The sequence below is a fragment of the Planotetraspora kaengkrachanensis genome (genome assembly GCF_016862895.1).
In the GTDB taxonomy this organism is placed as follows: Bacteria; Actinomycetota; Actinomycetes; order Streptosporangiales; family Streptosporangiaceae; genus Planotetraspora; species Planotetraspora kaengkrachanensis.
This window is the reverse complement of the sequence record NZ_BONV01000009.1, coordinates 87,339-101,053: the sequence shown is the minus strand read 5'-3', so window position 1 is coordinate 101,053 and position 13,715 is coordinate 87,339. Positions and strand designations below refer to the sequence as shown.

The window sequence follows — 13,715 nt, the reverse complement described above, 5'->3', positions numbered from 1 at the left end:
GGAGATAGAATGAACGTCGTCTTCGCCGCTCACCATGTGATCGCGGGCGCCAACGCCGCCGTGGCGCTCCTGTCGGGGGTCTCCTCCGTGGCGGGGGTCATGAGGCCGGGCCTGGGGTTGCCCAAGGGCGCCCCGATCACCGCAGGTGTCGACTTCTACGCCAGGGCGTACGCGGTGCGCGCCGTCCCGCTCAGCGCGGTCGCCCTGGTGATGCTCGCTCGTGGAGACTCGGCCGGACTCACCGCCATGCTGATCGTCCTCGGCCTGGCCCAGGTCGGCGACTGCGTGCTCGGCGTCATGCGACGCCACCTCGGCATGTCCGTCGGCGCCGGAGTGTGCGCCCTCGTCCACCTGCTTTCTGCCTGGTGGATCGCCTCCCACTGATCTGTCTCACCTGCACAAGGAGTTCGCGATGGTGCGGGGGAGGGGCCGCCGCCCTCGGCGCCTCCCGGGGCCGCCGCGCGGCGGCCGTCTTCATCGCCCTCTATCTGCTCAGCACGGCCGTCCAGCACCTGTGACCCGCCTGTCCGCGACGGCACCTGCGGCGCGCCGGCATCGCCTGGATCAGGGGGACTGGCGCGCCACGCGGTGGCGGAGGTAGACGACGAGCGCCGGGTGGATCTCGAACTCTGTGGTGGTGCCGATGGCGAACCCTGACGCCAGGAGGGCGTAGGTGTCCACGTTGCGGAGGTGGGCCGACCTGGCGACCTTGGGCTCAAGCGGACGGCGTGGCCGGGGACCGCAGACCGAGCCACTGCTCGGCGTCCCAGGCCTGGAAACGCTCTACCTCGGTGAACCCCAGTTTTGCCGCGAGGCGCATCGAGCCGACGTTGGCGGTCTGGGTGGTGAGCACCACCGGCTCGCCGGGAAGGACGCCGTCGAACCAGTCGAGTGCCGCCGCGCACGCCTCGGCGGCGTACCCGAATCCCCACGCTCGCGGCAGGAACAGGTAGCCGAGATCGGCCTTCCCCGCGGCAGCCGGGCGACGGTGCTCCGTTGCTCTCCTGAGCAGGATCTGGCCGATCATCGCCCCGTCGAGATCAACGACGAAATTGCCGGGCCACCGCTCGGGCGCTCCGGGCATCTCGCGCTCAAGCTCATCACGCGGGCGGGGGCCGCCGAGGTAGGTGTGCACCTCTGGCGACGCCAGCAGTTCGATGAACGTCGCACGGTCCCGGGCCTCGGGCTCACGGAGCACGAGTCTCTCGGTCTTGATCGGCTCAGGCGGCCAGGCGATGGGCCCCAGGTCTGACATGCGCGCAGGCTAACAGCCCGAGAGGCGCTGGAAATAATTTCCTCTCGACCGCCGCCCGGTCGGCGCGGCGCGCCATGCTGCGCCTGTTGGGGTGAGCGCACAAGTATTTTTGAGCGATGTATCCCCCGATCGAGCCTCACGACCACGGGCACCTCCACACCGGCGACGGCCACCTGGTCTACTGGGAGGTCTGCGGCAACCCTGAGGGCAAGCCCGCGCTCGTCGTCCACGGCGGCCCCGGCTCGGGTTGCAGGCCGGGTCAGCGCCGCGTCTTCGATCCCGAGCGCTACCGCATCATCCTGTTCGACCAGCGCAACTGCGGCCGGAGCCTGCCCCACGCCGGCGACCCGGCCACCGATCTGACCACCAACACCACCCACCACCTGGTCGCCGACATGGAACGGCTGCGCGAGCACCTCGGTGTCGACCGGTGGCTGCTCTACGGTGGGTCGTGGGGGTCCACGCTGATGCTCGCCTACGCCGAAGCCCACCCCGCGCGGGTGTCGGAGATGGTCTTCACCGGCGTCACCATGACCCGCCGATCCGAGATCGACTGGCTCTACCGCGGCGTGGGCCGCTTCTTCCCCGAGCAGTGGCTGCGCTTCCGCGAGGGCGTCCCGGAGGCCGAGCGCGACGGAGACCTGCTCGCCGCCTATGCGCGGCTCGTGTCCGACCCCGACCCCGCCGTACGGGCCAAGGCCGCTCACGACTGGGTGGCGTGGGAGGACGCGGTGATCTCCCTGGAGGTCAACGGCAAGCCGAACGCCTACAGCGACCGGCCGCCGGCCGCTCTGCTGGCCTTCGTCCGCATCTGCAGCCACTACTTCTCCAACGCCGCCTGGCTGGAGGAAGGTGTCTTGCTGCGAAACGCGCACAAGCTGGCCGGCATCCCCGGCGTACTCATCCATGGCCGCTTCGACGTGGGCGGGCCGCTAGAGAACGCCTGGCAACTGGCCCGAGCCTGGCCCGACGCGAGACTGGTCGTGGTAGACGACTCAGGGCACACCGGCAGCGACACCATGCGCAAGGAGGTCCTTGCCGCCCTGGACGGCTTCGGGAGCAGACATGGGCAGGCGATTCGAGACCTCTGAATCAGAGACCTTCCACGGCACCATCATCGAAACCGGCACCGACTCCTACCGGCTCGCCCACACCAGGCAGGAGATGATCGCCTAGAGCCGGCCCAGCAGCCCTACCAGTGCCGCCGCGACCGGACCCCGTTCACTCCTGATACGCCAGGGGTGTGGCCCAGGACCGTACCTGCTGGGCGAGCGCGGCAACATGCTCCGGAGGCGTGGTCTTGACGATGCCGTGTCCGAGATTGAACACGAAGGGGCCACTGCCGAGAGTGTGCAGGATGCGGTGGGTTTCGGCTTCCAGCGCCGGGCCGCCCGCGACCAAGAGCTGAGGATCGAGGTTGCCCTGCACACACCGGCCCAGTTCGCCTTGTACTTTCTGCGCAGCCCATTCCAGCGGAACCGTCGAGTCGAGCCCGACGCAGTCCACACCGGTGGCCTGGACAAAGCCGTCGTACGCGAGCCCGGCACCACGCGGGAAAGCGATGATGGGAACACCAGGGTGCTTCGCCTTCAGCGCCGCGACGATGGCGGCGACCGGCTTGACACACCAGCGTTGGAAGAACGGGTCCGGGAGTATCCCAGCCCAGCTCTCGAACAACTGGATCGCCTCGGCACCGGCCTGGATCTGACGGTCCAGGAACTCGATGATGGCCGCGGTCAGCAAGTCGATCAAGGGTTGGAAGCCCGCCGGGTCGCTCAGCGCCCACTGCTTGACAACGGCATGCTCCGAGCTGGCCCCCCCGCGCCCCTCGACCATGTACGTCGCGACCGTCCAAGGCGCACCGGCATAGCCGATCAACGCCACCTCCTCAGGCAGAGCCCTCGTGAGTTGCCGGACCGTCTCGTAAATCGGGGCCAACTCCTCATGGAGGCCGGACGCGCTCAAGAACTCGGTGATGTCCGATGCCGAACGGATCGGGGGCGTCAGAACCGGGCCATCACCGACCAGATACTCCAGGCTCTGGCCGAGCGCGGCCGCGATCTGCGGAAGATCCGCGAACAGGATCGCCGCATCCAGCGGGAAACGTCGGATCGGCTGCAAGGTGACTTCGACCGCGTGCTCGGGCGAGTTGCACAGCCCCACCATCCCACCGGCAGCCTCGCGCACACGGTGATACTCCGGCAGATAGCGTCCGGCCTGCCGCATCAACCAGATCGGCGGCCGCTCCGTCCGCTCGCCCGCGAGCGCACGCAACAACAGCTTCTTCGACCGCGTTCCAGCCGATACGCGATCCAGACCAACGTCACCCCGCGTAGCGGCTTCCACGCTCTTCCGTTCTGTCAGAGACCCGGGCTTCGACCAGCCCGATCAGCACAACCCCACCTGTGGCGAGGACACGCTGACAGCCTATCCACGCCGGCCCGCCCACGGCCCTTGGGCCGTCTGGTACTGCTCGCCGGTGCGTGATTCCGGGAGGCCATGGCCCCCGGGTGTGCGCGAGGGCGGTCGGTCGATGGAAGGACACCCGGGCCTGGCCGTCCCGGCGGCGTGTCAGCTCTTCGGCTGATACACGTACGGCGTGGTGGTGCTCAGCTGGGCGAAACCCAGACGGGCGAGGATCGGCCTGCTCTGGTCGGACGCGTCCACCTGCAGGTAGCGGTAGCCGCGCTCGGCGGCGATGCGGGCGCGGTAGGCGACCAGCGTGCGGAAGATGCCCCGACCACGCCACGCGGCGACGGTGCCGCCGCCCCAGAGTCCGGCGAAGTCCGTGCCCGGCACGAACTCCACGCGTGCCGAGCTGACCGGCACGTCGCCGGCCATGGCGACGACCGCGACGACCGTCTCGGGGGCTTCGGTGAGCTGCTTGAGCAGTTGCCGCCTGATCCTGGAGCCGTCGGTGCCGAAGGCCTGATCGTGGACGACCGCCATGAGGTCCACCCCGGCCTCGTCGGTCACCTCGCGCAGCGTGATCCCCTCGGGAGGGGTGGCGGCGGTCGACTGCCGATCGGCTTCGGCCACCATCAGCGCCTCCTGCGGCTCGGCGGTGAACCCGGCCGCGAGAAGCCGCTGGGGCAGGTCGTGGGGAAGGTCATGGGCGTAGAGCTTCCATTCGAACTCCAGCCCCAGCCCGGTGAAGTGCTCCACCTGTTCGGCGATCACCGGGTCCGCCGACTCCGCGTCGAGGCCGGACCACAGGACGCCGTTCCACCCGCTCTCCCCGCCCGTCTGCCGCGTCGTCGTGTCCGTCCTGTCGACCCGGGCTCCAGGCCCGTCGGGCCGGGCGTTCCTGCGCATCTGGGCGTCGAACGTCGCAAGTACCTCGTCGTGATTCATTCGTACATCCGAGCAGTGATGGGATGAACGGCGCAATCGGGTTTTCGGGGACCGCCGTGACGCCACACGGCGCGTGACCCGGTCGCCTGCCGTCCGCGGCGCACCGGGTCATCGCTGATCGCGATTGCCGGTAGCGCATTTGTTCATCTCGCGAGATTTCCGTTCGCGGCAGCATTTATAGCCCGAAACATCACATCCGCGGTCCTGAGTCGCCCGCGACGCCCATACGGCCGGCCGGCGAGAGCACTCGGCCGTCACGCGGCACCCGCTCGTCCCGTCGCCGACGAGATCTCACCACGCCCGCTTGAAGCGTACGGACGACCAGCGAACCGCACGGCCAAGGAGAATCCCATGAGTCTTCCCTTCCAGGTTCCGGACGGGACCGACCAGCAGTTCAGGCCCGGCGCCATCCATGTGCCCGCGGGAGAGGGCATCACCAAGTGGGTGGTCGGCGACGTCTACACGCTCAAGATCCTCGCGAAGGAGAGCAACGGTTCGCTCGGATTCATCGAGGGCTCGATCCCGGCGGGCGCCGGGCCGGTGGCGCACATCCACACCGACGTCGACGAGGCGTTCTATCTGCTCTCCGGAGAACTGGAGTTCCTCGACGGCGACCGCACCTTCATCGGCAAGCCGGGTGACTTCGTCTTCATCCCACGGGGACACCGCCACCGGTTCAAAAACGTCGGTGTGCACCCTGCCCGGATGTTGTTCCTGTTCACACCCGGCGGTCCGGAGGGAGCCTTCGTCGAGGGCGGAGACGACCCGCGGCCCGGTGAACAGCCCACTCTCTGGGGGCCTGAGCGGTACGAGCCGCTGACGCGACTGGCCATGCGCTACGGCTCCGTCCTCCTCCCGGAGGAGAACCTGTAGGGGCGGAAGGTCCCACCTGACGATTTCGAGGACCGGCCGAAGGGCCGTCCTGACCGCCGCCGCCCGGCGCGGCTCAGGGGAGAACCGAATCGCGGCGCTCGGCGGCGGCGGCCGTCCGGATGGCCTCGAACACGGCGCGTGCCGCCGGCGTGAGCTCGCGGTCGGCGGGAGCGGCGATCGAGGCGGAGAAGGACGGCGCGTGCTCGCGGATCGAGACGAGACACACGCCGGCCGCCGGGTCGACGACCGATGGCGGCAGGACGGCGACCGCGAGCCCGAAGTGAACGAACTCGACGATGCTCGCCATGTCGCCGACCTCGTAATGGACCTTGCGCTCGACGCCCGCCGTCTCGAAGGCGCGGTCGACGGCGATTCTGTGGCCCCAGTCGGCGGGAGAGTCGGCGAACACCTCGTCGGCCAGTTCGTGCAGGTCGACGCCGTCGCGACCGGCGAGCCCGTGGTCACGAGGGCAGACCAGGCGCATGACCTGGCTCGTGATCGGCGTGAGGGTCAGATCGCGCGCCGTCCCGGCCGGGAGCGCAACGAAGGCCAGGTCCAAGCGGCCCTCACGCAGGTCCCGCGCATGCGCGGCGCTGGCGCCGCAGCGCAGTTCCACGTTCACATCCGGGTAGTTCGCGCGGAAGCCGGCCAGCAGCCTGGGGACGCTGACCCAGGGCGGGCGCTGGGACTGCATGACGCCGAGCCGTACCGTGCCTCGCAGTCCGCCGCTCAACTGGTCGACGACGCCGCGCATGGCCTCGGCGGCGCTGAGCGTGCGCCGTGCCTCGGCGAGCAGGAGCCGGCCCGTGTCGGTCAGCTCGACCATGTGCGTGGTCCGCTCGAACAGCGTGACGCCCAGTTCGCGCTCCAGATTGCGCACGGCGGCGCTGACCGCCGACTGGACCAGGTGCAGCCGTTCGCCCGCGCGGGTGAAACCGCCTTCCTCCGCCACGGCGACGAAGGCCGCCAGATGTCTCAACTCCACCGTTCCAGGCTCTATCACCGGCGGCGATTACCGATAGCTCATTTGTTCATCTCCTGAGATCTCCATCCACGACAGCATTTGAACCTCAATGTCCGAACTAGTCATTAAAGGCGGATTTATGCCAACGGTGATACCGGTGATCGGGTCGGTCGACCCCTGCGGAACGAGCGCCGGCAGTCTTCGATCATGATCTCTCTCGCGATCCACGCCGGACGGATGTTCGACGGTACGAGCCTGCACGGGCCGAGTACGGTCCTCGTCGAGGAGGGCCGGATCTTTCCGGGCGGGCGTCCGGGTCCGATGACGCGCGGGGCTCTAGTCCTTCTCCGCGGCGGAGGAGAAGCGGCTCGGTCCCAAACAGGTTCGGTTGGATGACGTGTACGTCGTATTCAGGAACAAACGAGGATGGATATGGGCGCGTTTCGGGAAGCTGTGTCGGTCGTGCGTCGCGGCGACGCCTACGAGGCCGACCTGGATCCGCAGTGGAGCGTGGGCGGGAAACTGCACGGCGGTTACCTGCTCGCGGTGATGGGCCGCGCGGTATGTGACGGCGTCGGCGGAGATCATCCGCATCCGAGCGTGGTCAGCGGGCTCTTCGTCGCCGCGCCCACCCCGGGCTCGGCCGAGATCCACGTCGAGTCGTTGCGGACCGGGAGGAGCACCACCCAGGCGCGAGCCCGCCTGACCCAAGGCGGCGCCGTCCGGGTCGAGGCGTTGATCACGCTGGAGCGGCTGGAGGAGGCCGGAGCCTGGTGGGCGGGACTGGAGCCGGTGGACCTTCGCGAGGAGCACGAGTGCCCGCGCACCCCGCTCGTGGTGCCTGGCGGAGAATTCCCCGTGCCGTTGATGGAGGTGGTCGAGCAGCGACTGGACCCCGATCACCTCGGATTCCTGTCCGGATCGCCGTCCCGCCGCGGGGTCGTCGCGGGCTGGCACCGCCTCGCCGACGGCTCCGACTGGGATCCGCTCTCGCTGCTCGTCGCCCTCGACCCCGTCCCGTCGGCCGGCTTCGACCTCGACCTCCCGGGCTGGGCTCCCACCATCCAGATGAGCGCCTACATCCGCCGGGTCCCCGCGCCCGGTCCGCTCCGCGTCCGCACGTACGCCGCGGACGTCACGAAAGGGCGGATGGACGAGACCGTGTACGCCTGGGACAGCAAGGACCGCCTGGTCGCCCAGGCCACACAGCTCGCGGCGATCCGCATGCCGGCCTGAGGGCATCGCTGATCGCGATTATCGGCAGCGTGTCTCTTCATCTCCCGAGGTCGGCGTCGAGGGCAGGATGGAACCCCGATCAGCCGAATCCATGGGGTGAGCCCACATGAACAGGCCATATGCAGGCGCCACCGGCCCGGGCGGGGAAGGGGAGGCCGTCCTCGGCCGCACCGGAGCCCCCCGAAGCCGATGACCGTCATCGAGGGAGCCGCGGTGCTGGTCACCGGCGGACGGCGTGGGCTGGGCCAGGCGTTCGTGGCCGAGTTCCTGAACCTGGGCGCCACGAAGGTGTACGCCACCTCGCGCCGGCCCGTACCGGCCGGTGACGACCGGATCGAGCCGGTCGCTCTCGACGTCACGGACGAGCGGGCGGTCGCGGCGCTGGCCCGGCACGCACGCGACGTCTCGATCGTGGTCAACAACGCCGGACTGCCCGCCAGGGGGCCGATCGTGGCGGAGCACGTCGCGAACGTCGAGGCGGTGTTCGCCACCAACGTCTTCGGCCCGTTGCGCGTCGCCCAGCATTTCGCGCCGGTCCTTGCCGCGAACGGCGGCGGCGCGCTGGTGAACATCCACTCAGCCCTGTCGTGGGCCGCGGGCGCCGGGGCGTACGGCGCGTCCAAGGCGGCGCTGTGGTCGGTGACCAACGCGCTGCGCGTCGAACTGGCCGGGCAGGGCACCCAGGTGCTCGGCGTCCACTTCGGCTACACCGACACCGAGATGACGAGCAGCCTCGCGGTGGTCAAGAACGACCCCCGCCGAGTCGCCAGGGACGTCCTGATCGCCCTGACAGAAGGAAAGGCCGAGGTCCTGGTCGACGACGTGAGCCGGCGGTTCAAGGCCGCGCTCTCCGGCCCCGTCGAGGGGCTCTCCTGGACCGTCGTCGACGGCGAGGTCGTCCTCGGCCACCGCGCCGCCGAGCGCGGCGACGGGTGACGACCGTGGCATCCGCACGGGATCAGCGCAGGATCAGCGCAGGATCAGTGCAGGACGAGCAGCGCGATGAGGGCGCGGAAGAGGGCGGGCCGCCGGGTGGCGGCCCGCCCTGCCGTCGGGATCGGGATCAGCCGTTCGCCGAGGTGAACGCGTCGGCTCCGCCGACGATCGGCAGCTTGACGGTGCTGTGCGCCGTGTCGAGGTTGAGCGTCGCGCCGGGGGTGGGCCGGATGGTGTAGTCGTGGTCGCTCGACAGCACCACGACGCCGATCCGGTGGCCCGCCGCGAACACGTAGTCGTGCGGCTGCATGTCGACGTCGATCCGGTACGGGCTGCCCGGCTTGATCCGCTCGGTCCGGGAGATCGACTTGCGGTTCTGGGGATCCGTCCAGCCCCGGGTGATGACCTTCGCCTTGCCGGTCTGGTCGTAGTCCACGAGCAGCGCCGTGACGTTCGCAGACGGCTGGCCGAAGGACATCTTCAGCGACACCAGCGGTGTGCCGCTGAGCCTGACCGCGCCGGTCAGCGTGCCCGACTGGTAGGCCAGGCGGTTGTCGGACGTCGCCGCGGCGGCGAGGGTCTCGGCCGTCTGGGTCGCGTCGTCGACGATCGTCTCGGTCACCGGCTTGCCGTGGTGGCGCGGCTTGTCACGGGTGAGGACGCCCGCGGCCCCGTCCGCTCCCGGCGCCAGGTTGAGCGTGGCGTTGTGAGCCGCAGGATCGGGCCATTCCGGGTACTCAACCAGCGTCCGGTCCTCGCGCTGGATCAGCGCACGGGGGTCGTTCTCGACGCCGTTCTTGTAGCCCCACAGGTAGCGGCTGAACCAGCGGTTGAGCACGTCGAGGCTGGGGGAGCCGCCGTGCCCGCCCTGGTGCAGGTAGATCTTGTGCGGCACCTTGCGGGCCGCGAGCGCCTCGTACCACTGCGCGGCCTGCTTGGTCTTGACGTTCCAGTCGTTGAGCCCGTGCGCGACCAGCACCGCGGCGTGGACGTTGCGCACGTCGTTCATGTAGTTGCGCTCGTCCCAGAAGGCGTTGTAGTCGCCGGTGGTCCGGTCCTGCGCCTTCGCCAGGTCGTCGATCACACTGCGGCAGATCTGACTGTCCGCGCGGGTGTAGACGTATTCCGCGAGGACGTCGGTGTCCTCGCCCTGGTAGCCGCCGGGGGCGACGACGGCGCCGTTCGCGCGGTAGTAGTCGTACCAGCTCGAAATCGCCGAGATCGGCACGATGGCCTCGAGCCCCTTGACACCGGTGCTCGCGACCGCGTTGGGCAGCGTGCCGTTGTAGGAGGTGCCGATCATGCCGACCTTGCCGGTCGTCCACGTGGCCTTGACCTGCGCTCCCGTGGCGTCATAGGCCTTCGCGCGGCCGTTCAGCCAGTCGACGACGGACTTGGCGCCGATGGTCTCGTTGCGCCCGCCGGTGGTCGGGCAGCCGTCGGACTTGCCGCTGCCCAGCGACTCGGCGTGGACCACCGCGAACCCGCGGGGCAGCCAGTTGGACTCGTGGCTGGTGCTGATCGCCGGCTGCGGGCCCGTGTCCGCGGCCTTCGCGAAGGCGCCGGTCCCGTCGGAGCCCGCGGCGGCCAGCCGCTCGTCCGCCCACGGCTCCAGCACCGAACCGTGGTCGTGCCCGCCCTTGCCGGGACGCGTCGGCTCGTAGAGCTCGTGATCGACGTCGTGGTTCGTGATCGGGTTGCCGCCGGCGTAGTAGGGGCTGGCCTCGTAGACGACAGGCGACTTCAGGCCGGCCGTCTCGGTCTCCTGGAGCCGGGTGACCTCGGCGTGCACCCGGTCATTGCGGCCGTCGCCGTCGCTGTCGATCGGGGTCTCGACCCACACCTCCTGGCGGATCCAGTCGTTTCTGTTCGTCGAGAACACCGGCTGGGCCATGCCGTTCTCGAAGACCGGCCCGACGGCGGCGTTCGCCGTGGCGGGGGCCGGGCTCGCGGCGACTCCCGTGAGGGTCGCGGTGACGGCGAGACCCAGCGCCGCGGCGGCGCCACGTGCTGATCGAAGACTCCGTAGGGCGGTCGGTGCCGCAGGGCCCGTCGTTCGGCGCGGTATGGACATCGGCAAGCTTTCCCCTAGCGATCAGGCGCCCGGGGCCGGGGACCGGCCTCGCGCGAAGGTAAAGGGACCGTAAAGTCGGCCCGTTTGACGCTATGGGTTGAAGGCACCGAATGTCTTTGGACGGCCGTTCTCTCTTGATCGCGGCGTTTTCTACAAATGTCGAGATCGGCTCGCAGGCCGCGTGCCGCCCGGGCACCGGGCACGGACTGGGAGGAGCGGCTCGCGCACCGCCGGACGGTGCCGCAGTTTTCCGGCGAGGCCCCCGGGTACGGCCGGGGGAAGGCCGGATGCCGACCGGCCGGTGGCCGGGATGAGCGCCTCCGGCCGTGGGGGAGATCATGAATCACGCCGTGACCCGGACGAGCCGGCCCTCGAACGACGAGTGGAGCGGCGGCGAGCCGTCGCTGCTCGTGTTCGACGTCAACGAGACGCTGATCGACTTCGAGTCGATGAACCCGCTCTTCGAGGAGATCTTCGGGGACCGGCGCGTCATGCGCGAGTGGCTCGGCCACCTGTTCATGTACTCGATGACCGTCACCCTGTCGGGCCTGTACGAGGGGTTCTTCACCCTGGGCCAGGGCCTGCTCAAGATGGTGGGTGACGTCCACGGCGTGGAGGTGACCGACGCCGACGTCGAGGAGATCAGGCGGGCGATGCGGACCATGCCCGCCCATCCCGACGTGGAGGACGGCCTGACCAGGCTCCAGGACGCCGGATTCCGCATGGTCACGCTGACGAACTCGCCCTCAGACCCACGGGGGCCGACCCCGCTCGAGCACGCCGGTCTCGCGCGGTTCTTCGAGCGGCAGTTCACCGTCGAGACCGTCCGCGCCTACAAGCCCGCCCCGCAGTGCTACCACCTGGTGGCACGGGAACTGGGCGTGCCGCCGTCCTCGTGCCGCATGATCGCGGCGCACGTCTGGGACACCATCGGGGCGCAGAGCGCCGGCTTCGCCGCCGGGTTGATCACCCGGCCGGGCAACGCGCCACTGCCCGTGGCCTCCCTGCCCCGGCCCGACCTCGTCGCGCCGGACCTGCCGGCCATGGCGGACCTGCTCGTCGGCCGCCGCCGATCCTGACGCGCAGCCGGGTGAGCCGGGCTCCGGAGCCGCGCGGCGTGCCGGAGGCCGCCTGCCTGCGGACTCCTCGCGGGCGTGTGGTGCCATGGGCGGATGGAGTTGCGGGAACTGCGTGCCTTCGTCGCCGTGGTCGAGGACGGGGGACTGTCGGCGGCGGCGCGGCGGCTGCATGTCAGCCAGCCGGCGCTCTCGCAGACGATCAGCGCACTGGAACGCCAACTGGGCGTCAAGCTGCTGGTACGCAGCAGCACCGGGGTGTCGCCCACCGAGGCGGGCACGACCCTGCTCGCCGAGGCGCGTGCCGTCCTCGCACGGCATGATCAGGCACTGCGGGCGATGGCGGCGTACTCGACCGAGGGGGCGGGGGTCCTGCGGCTGGGGGTTCCCCTGGAACTGCCCACTGATCTCCTCGGTCCGGCGCTGGACCGGCTGGCCGCCGTCTGCCCGGAGACCCGGGTGCAGGCCCTGCACCTGTCCACGGCCGCGCAGGTTGCCGCCCTGAGGGCGGGCGAACTCGACGCGGGCCTGCTCCGCGAGCGGCCGGGAGGGCCCGAGTTCGACGCGATGCTGGTGGTCAGGGAGAACCTGGGGGTGCTGCTGTCAGCCGAGCAGGCTGCGGAGATCTCCTGTCCCGACGGCATCCGCCTGGAGACGCTCAGTGGTCTGGAATGGCTGAGTTTCCCCCGGTCCGGGAGCCCCGCGTGGTACGACGAGGTGGTGGCGATCCTCCGCAGCCACGGCGTGGACATCGGCCCGCCGGCCCCCGAGGGCCAGGCGCTGATCGCGGAGGTCAAACTGGCCGCCGTCGGCACGGGAAAGGCCTTCGCGCTCGCGCCGCCGAACTGGGCCCAGACGCTGCCCGACACCGTCACCTGGTCCCCTCTGATCGGCAACCCCCTGGTGCGGCGGACCTGGGCGGTCTGGCCCGCCGCCTCACGCCGCCGCGACCTGGCCAACCTCATCGCGGGCTTCGACGAGCCCGGAGTCTCCTGAGCTCTGCGGCGGCCGGTCGCACGGGGCGGCCGGCGAGCGCTCCAAGCCTTGCCGATGGCCGCCATAAGCCGCCGCTATGAAAGTTTCGGAAGTTCGCGGACGGCTTCGCCCTTACACCCCGCGAGGCCGTCGCCGCAGGCAGTGCGACGGCGGAACACGAACCAATGATCAGGGGTGAAAGGCATGACCGGACGAGTGGCGACCGCGGAGCTGGCGGGCATGGGGGCTCTGGTGACCGGAGCCACCAGCGGCATCGGTAGGGAGGCGGCCCGGGCGCTGGCCGGGCTCGGCGCCGAGGTGGTCCTGTCGGGCCGTGACGAGGTGCGGGGCAAGCAGGCGGTCGAGGACATCCGGGCGCTCGGGGGCCGGGCGCACTTCGTCGCGGCCGACCTGCGCGACGAGGCGTCCGCGCGTTCGCTCGCGCACAGCGCGACCGGGCTGCTCGGGCAGGTGGACGTGCTGGTGAACAACGCCGGCATCTACCCGTTCGGGCCCACGACCGAGACGAGCGAGCCCGACTTCGAGGCGGTCTACGGGGTCAACGTGAAGGCGCCGTACTTCCTGGTGGCCGAGCTCGCCCCGGCCATGGCGGGGCGCGGCCGGGGCTCGATCGTCAACGTGACCACGATGGTCGCGGAGTACGGCCACGCCGGTTACGCCCTGTACGGGTCGAGCAAGGCGGCGGTCGTGTTGCTGACGAAGTCATGGGCGGCGGAGTTCGGCCCGCGGGGGGTGCGGGTCAACGCCGTGAGCCCGGGGCCGACGCGCACCGAGGGCACCGCTTCCATGGGTGACGACCTGGACGCCCTCGCGCGGACCCTGCCCGCCGGCCGTCCCGGGACGCCGGAGGAGATCGTCGAGGCGATCACGTTCCTGGCCTCGCCGCGGTCGAGCTTCATTCATGGGGCGACCCTCCACGTGGACGGCGGCCGCTGGGCCGTCTGACCCGGA

General features: G+C 70.2%; 14 protein-coding genes. 9 read left to right on the top strand and 5 right to left on the bottom strand.

Annotated elements, in window-relative coordinates; all coding sequences use genetic code 11:
* Positions 1 to 9 precede the first annotated feature (9 nt).
* Positions 10 to 384, top strand: a complete 375-nt coding sequence (locus Pka01_RS12780; RefSeq protein WP_203882922.1) for a hypothetical protein — start codon at positions 10 to 12, stop codon at positions 382 to 384.
* Positions 366 to 518 carry a hypothetical protein gene (locus Pka01_RS12775; RefSeq protein WP_203882921.1) on the top strand — a complete coding sequence of 51 codons (153 nt, stop codon included), beginning with the start codon at positions 366 to 368 and terminating at the stop codon, positions 516 to 518. The genes Pka01_RS12780 and Pka01_RS12775 overlap by 19 nt, the downstream gene beginning before the upstream one ends.
* Before the next feature lie 197 nt (positions 519 to 715).
* Here Pka01_RS12775 and Pka01_RS12770 read toward each other — a convergent pair whose 3' ends face one another.
* A complete protein-coding gene (locus tag Pka01_RS12770) occupies positions 716 to 1,255 on the bottom strand; it encodes a GNAT family N-acetyltransferase (protein ID WP_203882920.1) in 540 nt (179 codons plus the stop codon).
* Between the two features lie 116 nt (positions 1,256 to 1,371).
* Between Pka01_RS12770 and pip the strand changes: the two genes are divergently transcribed.
* Positions 1,372 to 2,346: a prolyl aminopeptidase gene (gene pip, locus Pka01_RS12765; RefSeq protein ID WP_203882919.1), complete on the top strand. Its 975-nt coding sequence runs from the start codon at positions 1,372 to 1,374 to the stop codon at positions 2,344 to 2,346.
* Positions 2,347 to 2,476: 130 nt separating this feature from the next.
* Here the strand turns inward: pip and hemE are convergent, their stop codons facing one another.
* Positions 2,477 to 3,601: a uroporphyrinogen decarboxylase gene (gene hemE / locus Pka01_RS12760; protein ID WP_275414452.1), complete on the bottom strand. Its 1,125-nt coding sequence runs from the start codon at positions 3,599 to 3,601 to the stop codon at positions 2,477 to 2,479.
* A gap of 225 nt (positions 3,602 to 3,826) precedes the next feature.
* Positions 3,827 to 4,609, bottom strand: coding sequence for a GNAT family N-acetyltransferase (locus Pka01_RS12755; RefSeq protein ID WP_203882917.1), 783 nt, complete (start codon positions 4,607 to 4,609; stop codon positions 3,827 to 3,829).
* A 351-nt stretch (positions 4,610 to 4,960) separates the two neighbouring features.
* Between Pka01_RS12755 and Pka01_RS12750 the strand changes: the two genes are divergently transcribed.
* Positions 4,961 to 5,482 (top strand): cupin domain-containing protein, encoded by a 522-nt coding sequence (locus tag Pka01_RS12750; RefSeq protein ID WP_203882916.1) that lies wholly within the window; start codon positions 4,961 to 4,963, stop codon positions 5,480 to 5,482.
* Positions 5,483 to 5,555: 73 nt separating this feature from the next.
* On the opposite strand, the gene Pka01_RS12745 is transcribed toward Pka01_RS12750, so the two are convergent.
* Entirely contained in the window at positions 5,556 to 6,467 is a 912-nt protein-coding gene (locus Pka01_RS12745; protein ID WP_203882915.1) for a LysR family transcriptional regulator, read from the bottom strand.
* A gap of 432 nt (positions 6,468 to 6,899) precedes the next feature.
* Between Pka01_RS12745 and Pka01_RS12740 the strand changes: the two genes are divergently transcribed.
* Together Pka01_RS12740 and Pka01_RS12735 are read left to right on the top strand one after the other, a co-directional pair.
* Positions 6,900 to 7,682: a thioesterase family protein gene (locus tag Pka01_RS12740; protein ID WP_239114933.1), complete on the top strand. Its 783-nt coding sequence runs from the start codon at positions 6,900 to 6,902 to the stop codon at positions 7,680 to 7,682.
* A gap of 189 nt (positions 7,683 to 7,871) precedes the next feature.
* Positions 7,872 to 8,618 carry an SDR family oxidoreductase gene (locus tag Pka01_RS12735; protein ID WP_203882913.1) on the top strand — a complete coding sequence of 249 codons (747 nt, stop codon included), beginning with the start codon at positions 7,872 to 7,874 and terminating at the stop codon, positions 8,616 to 8,618.
* Between the two features lie 127 nt (positions 8,619 to 8,745).
* On the opposite strand, the gene Pka01_RS12730 is transcribed toward Pka01_RS12735, so the two are convergent.
* Positions 8,746 to 10,692 carry a Xaa-Pro dipeptidyl-peptidase gene (locus tag Pka01_RS12730; RefSeq protein WP_203882912.1) on the bottom strand — a complete coding sequence of 649 codons (1,947 nt, stop codon included), beginning with the start codon at positions 10,690 to 10,692 and terminating at the stop codon, positions 8,746 to 8,748.
* Positions 10,693 to 11,030: 338 nt separating this feature from the next.
* Between Pka01_RS12730 and Pka01_RS12725 the strand changes: the two genes are divergently transcribed.
* The 3 genes from Pka01_RS12725 to Pka01_RS12715 all read left to right on the top strand — a co-directional run bounded on the left by Pka01_RS12725 (position 11,031) and on the right by Pka01_RS12715 (position 13,709).
* A complete protein-coding gene (locus Pka01_RS12725; RefSeq protein ID WP_203882911.1) occupies positions 11,031 to 11,771 on the top strand; it encodes a haloacid dehalogenase type II in 741 nt (246 codons plus the stop codon).
* Positions 11,772 to 11,864: 93 nt separating this feature from the next.
* Positions 11,865 to 12,764 carry a LysR family transcriptional regulator gene (locus tag Pka01_RS12720; RefSeq protein ID WP_203882910.1) on the top strand — a complete coding sequence of 300 codons (900 nt, stop codon included), beginning with the start codon at positions 11,865 to 11,867 and terminating at the stop codon, positions 12,762 to 12,764.
* A 183-nt stretch (positions 12,765 to 12,947) separates the two neighbouring features.
* On the top strand, positions 12,948 to 13,709 hold the full coding sequence (locus Pka01_RS12715; RefSeq protein ID WP_203882909.1) for an SDR family NAD(P)-dependent oxidoreductase: 762 nt from the start codon (positions 12,948 to 12,950) through the stop codon (positions 13,707 to 13,709).
* Positions 13,710 to 13,715 lie beyond the last annotated feature (6 nt).

Coding starts and splice junctions, on each gene's coding strand:
- pip (WP_203882919.1), top strand. CDS start 1,372: ATGTATCCCCCGATCGAGCCTCACGACCACGGGCACCTCCACACCGGC.
- Pka01_RS12735 (WP_203882913.1), top strand. CDS start 7,872: ATGACCGTCATCGAGGGAGCCGCGGTGCTGGTCACCGGCGGACGGCGT.
- Pka01_RS12750 (WP_203882916.1), top strand. CDS start 4,961: ATGAGTCTTCCCTTCCAGGTTCCGGACGGGACCGACCAGCAGTTCAGG.
- Pka01_RS12725 (WP_203882911.1), top strand. CDS start 11,031: ATGAATCACGCCGTGACCCGGACGAGCCGGCCCTCGAACGACGAGTGG.
- Pka01_RS12730 (WP_203882912.1), bottom strand. CDS start 10,692: ATGTCCATACCGCGCCGAACGACGGGCCCTGCGGCACCGACCGCCCTA.
- Pka01_RS12780 (WP_203882922.1), top strand. CDS start 10: ATGAACGTCGTCTTCGCCGCTCACCATGTGATCGCGGGCGCCAACGCC.
- Pka01_RS12755 (WP_203882917.1), bottom strand. CDS start 4,609: ATGAATCACGACGAGGTACTTGCGACGTTCGACGCCCAGATGCGCAGG.
- Pka01_RS12720 (WP_203882910.1), top strand. CDS start 11,865: ATGGAGTTGCGGGAACTGCGTGCCTTCGTCGCCGTGGTCGAGGACGGG.
- Pka01_RS12715 (WP_203882909.1), top strand. CDS start 12,948: ATGACCGGACGAGTGGCGACCGCGGAGCTGGCGGGCATGGGGGCTCTG.
- Pka01_RS12770 (WP_203882920.1), bottom strand. CDS start 1,255: ATGTCAGACCTGGGGCCCATCGCCTGGCCGCCTGAGCCGATCAAGACC.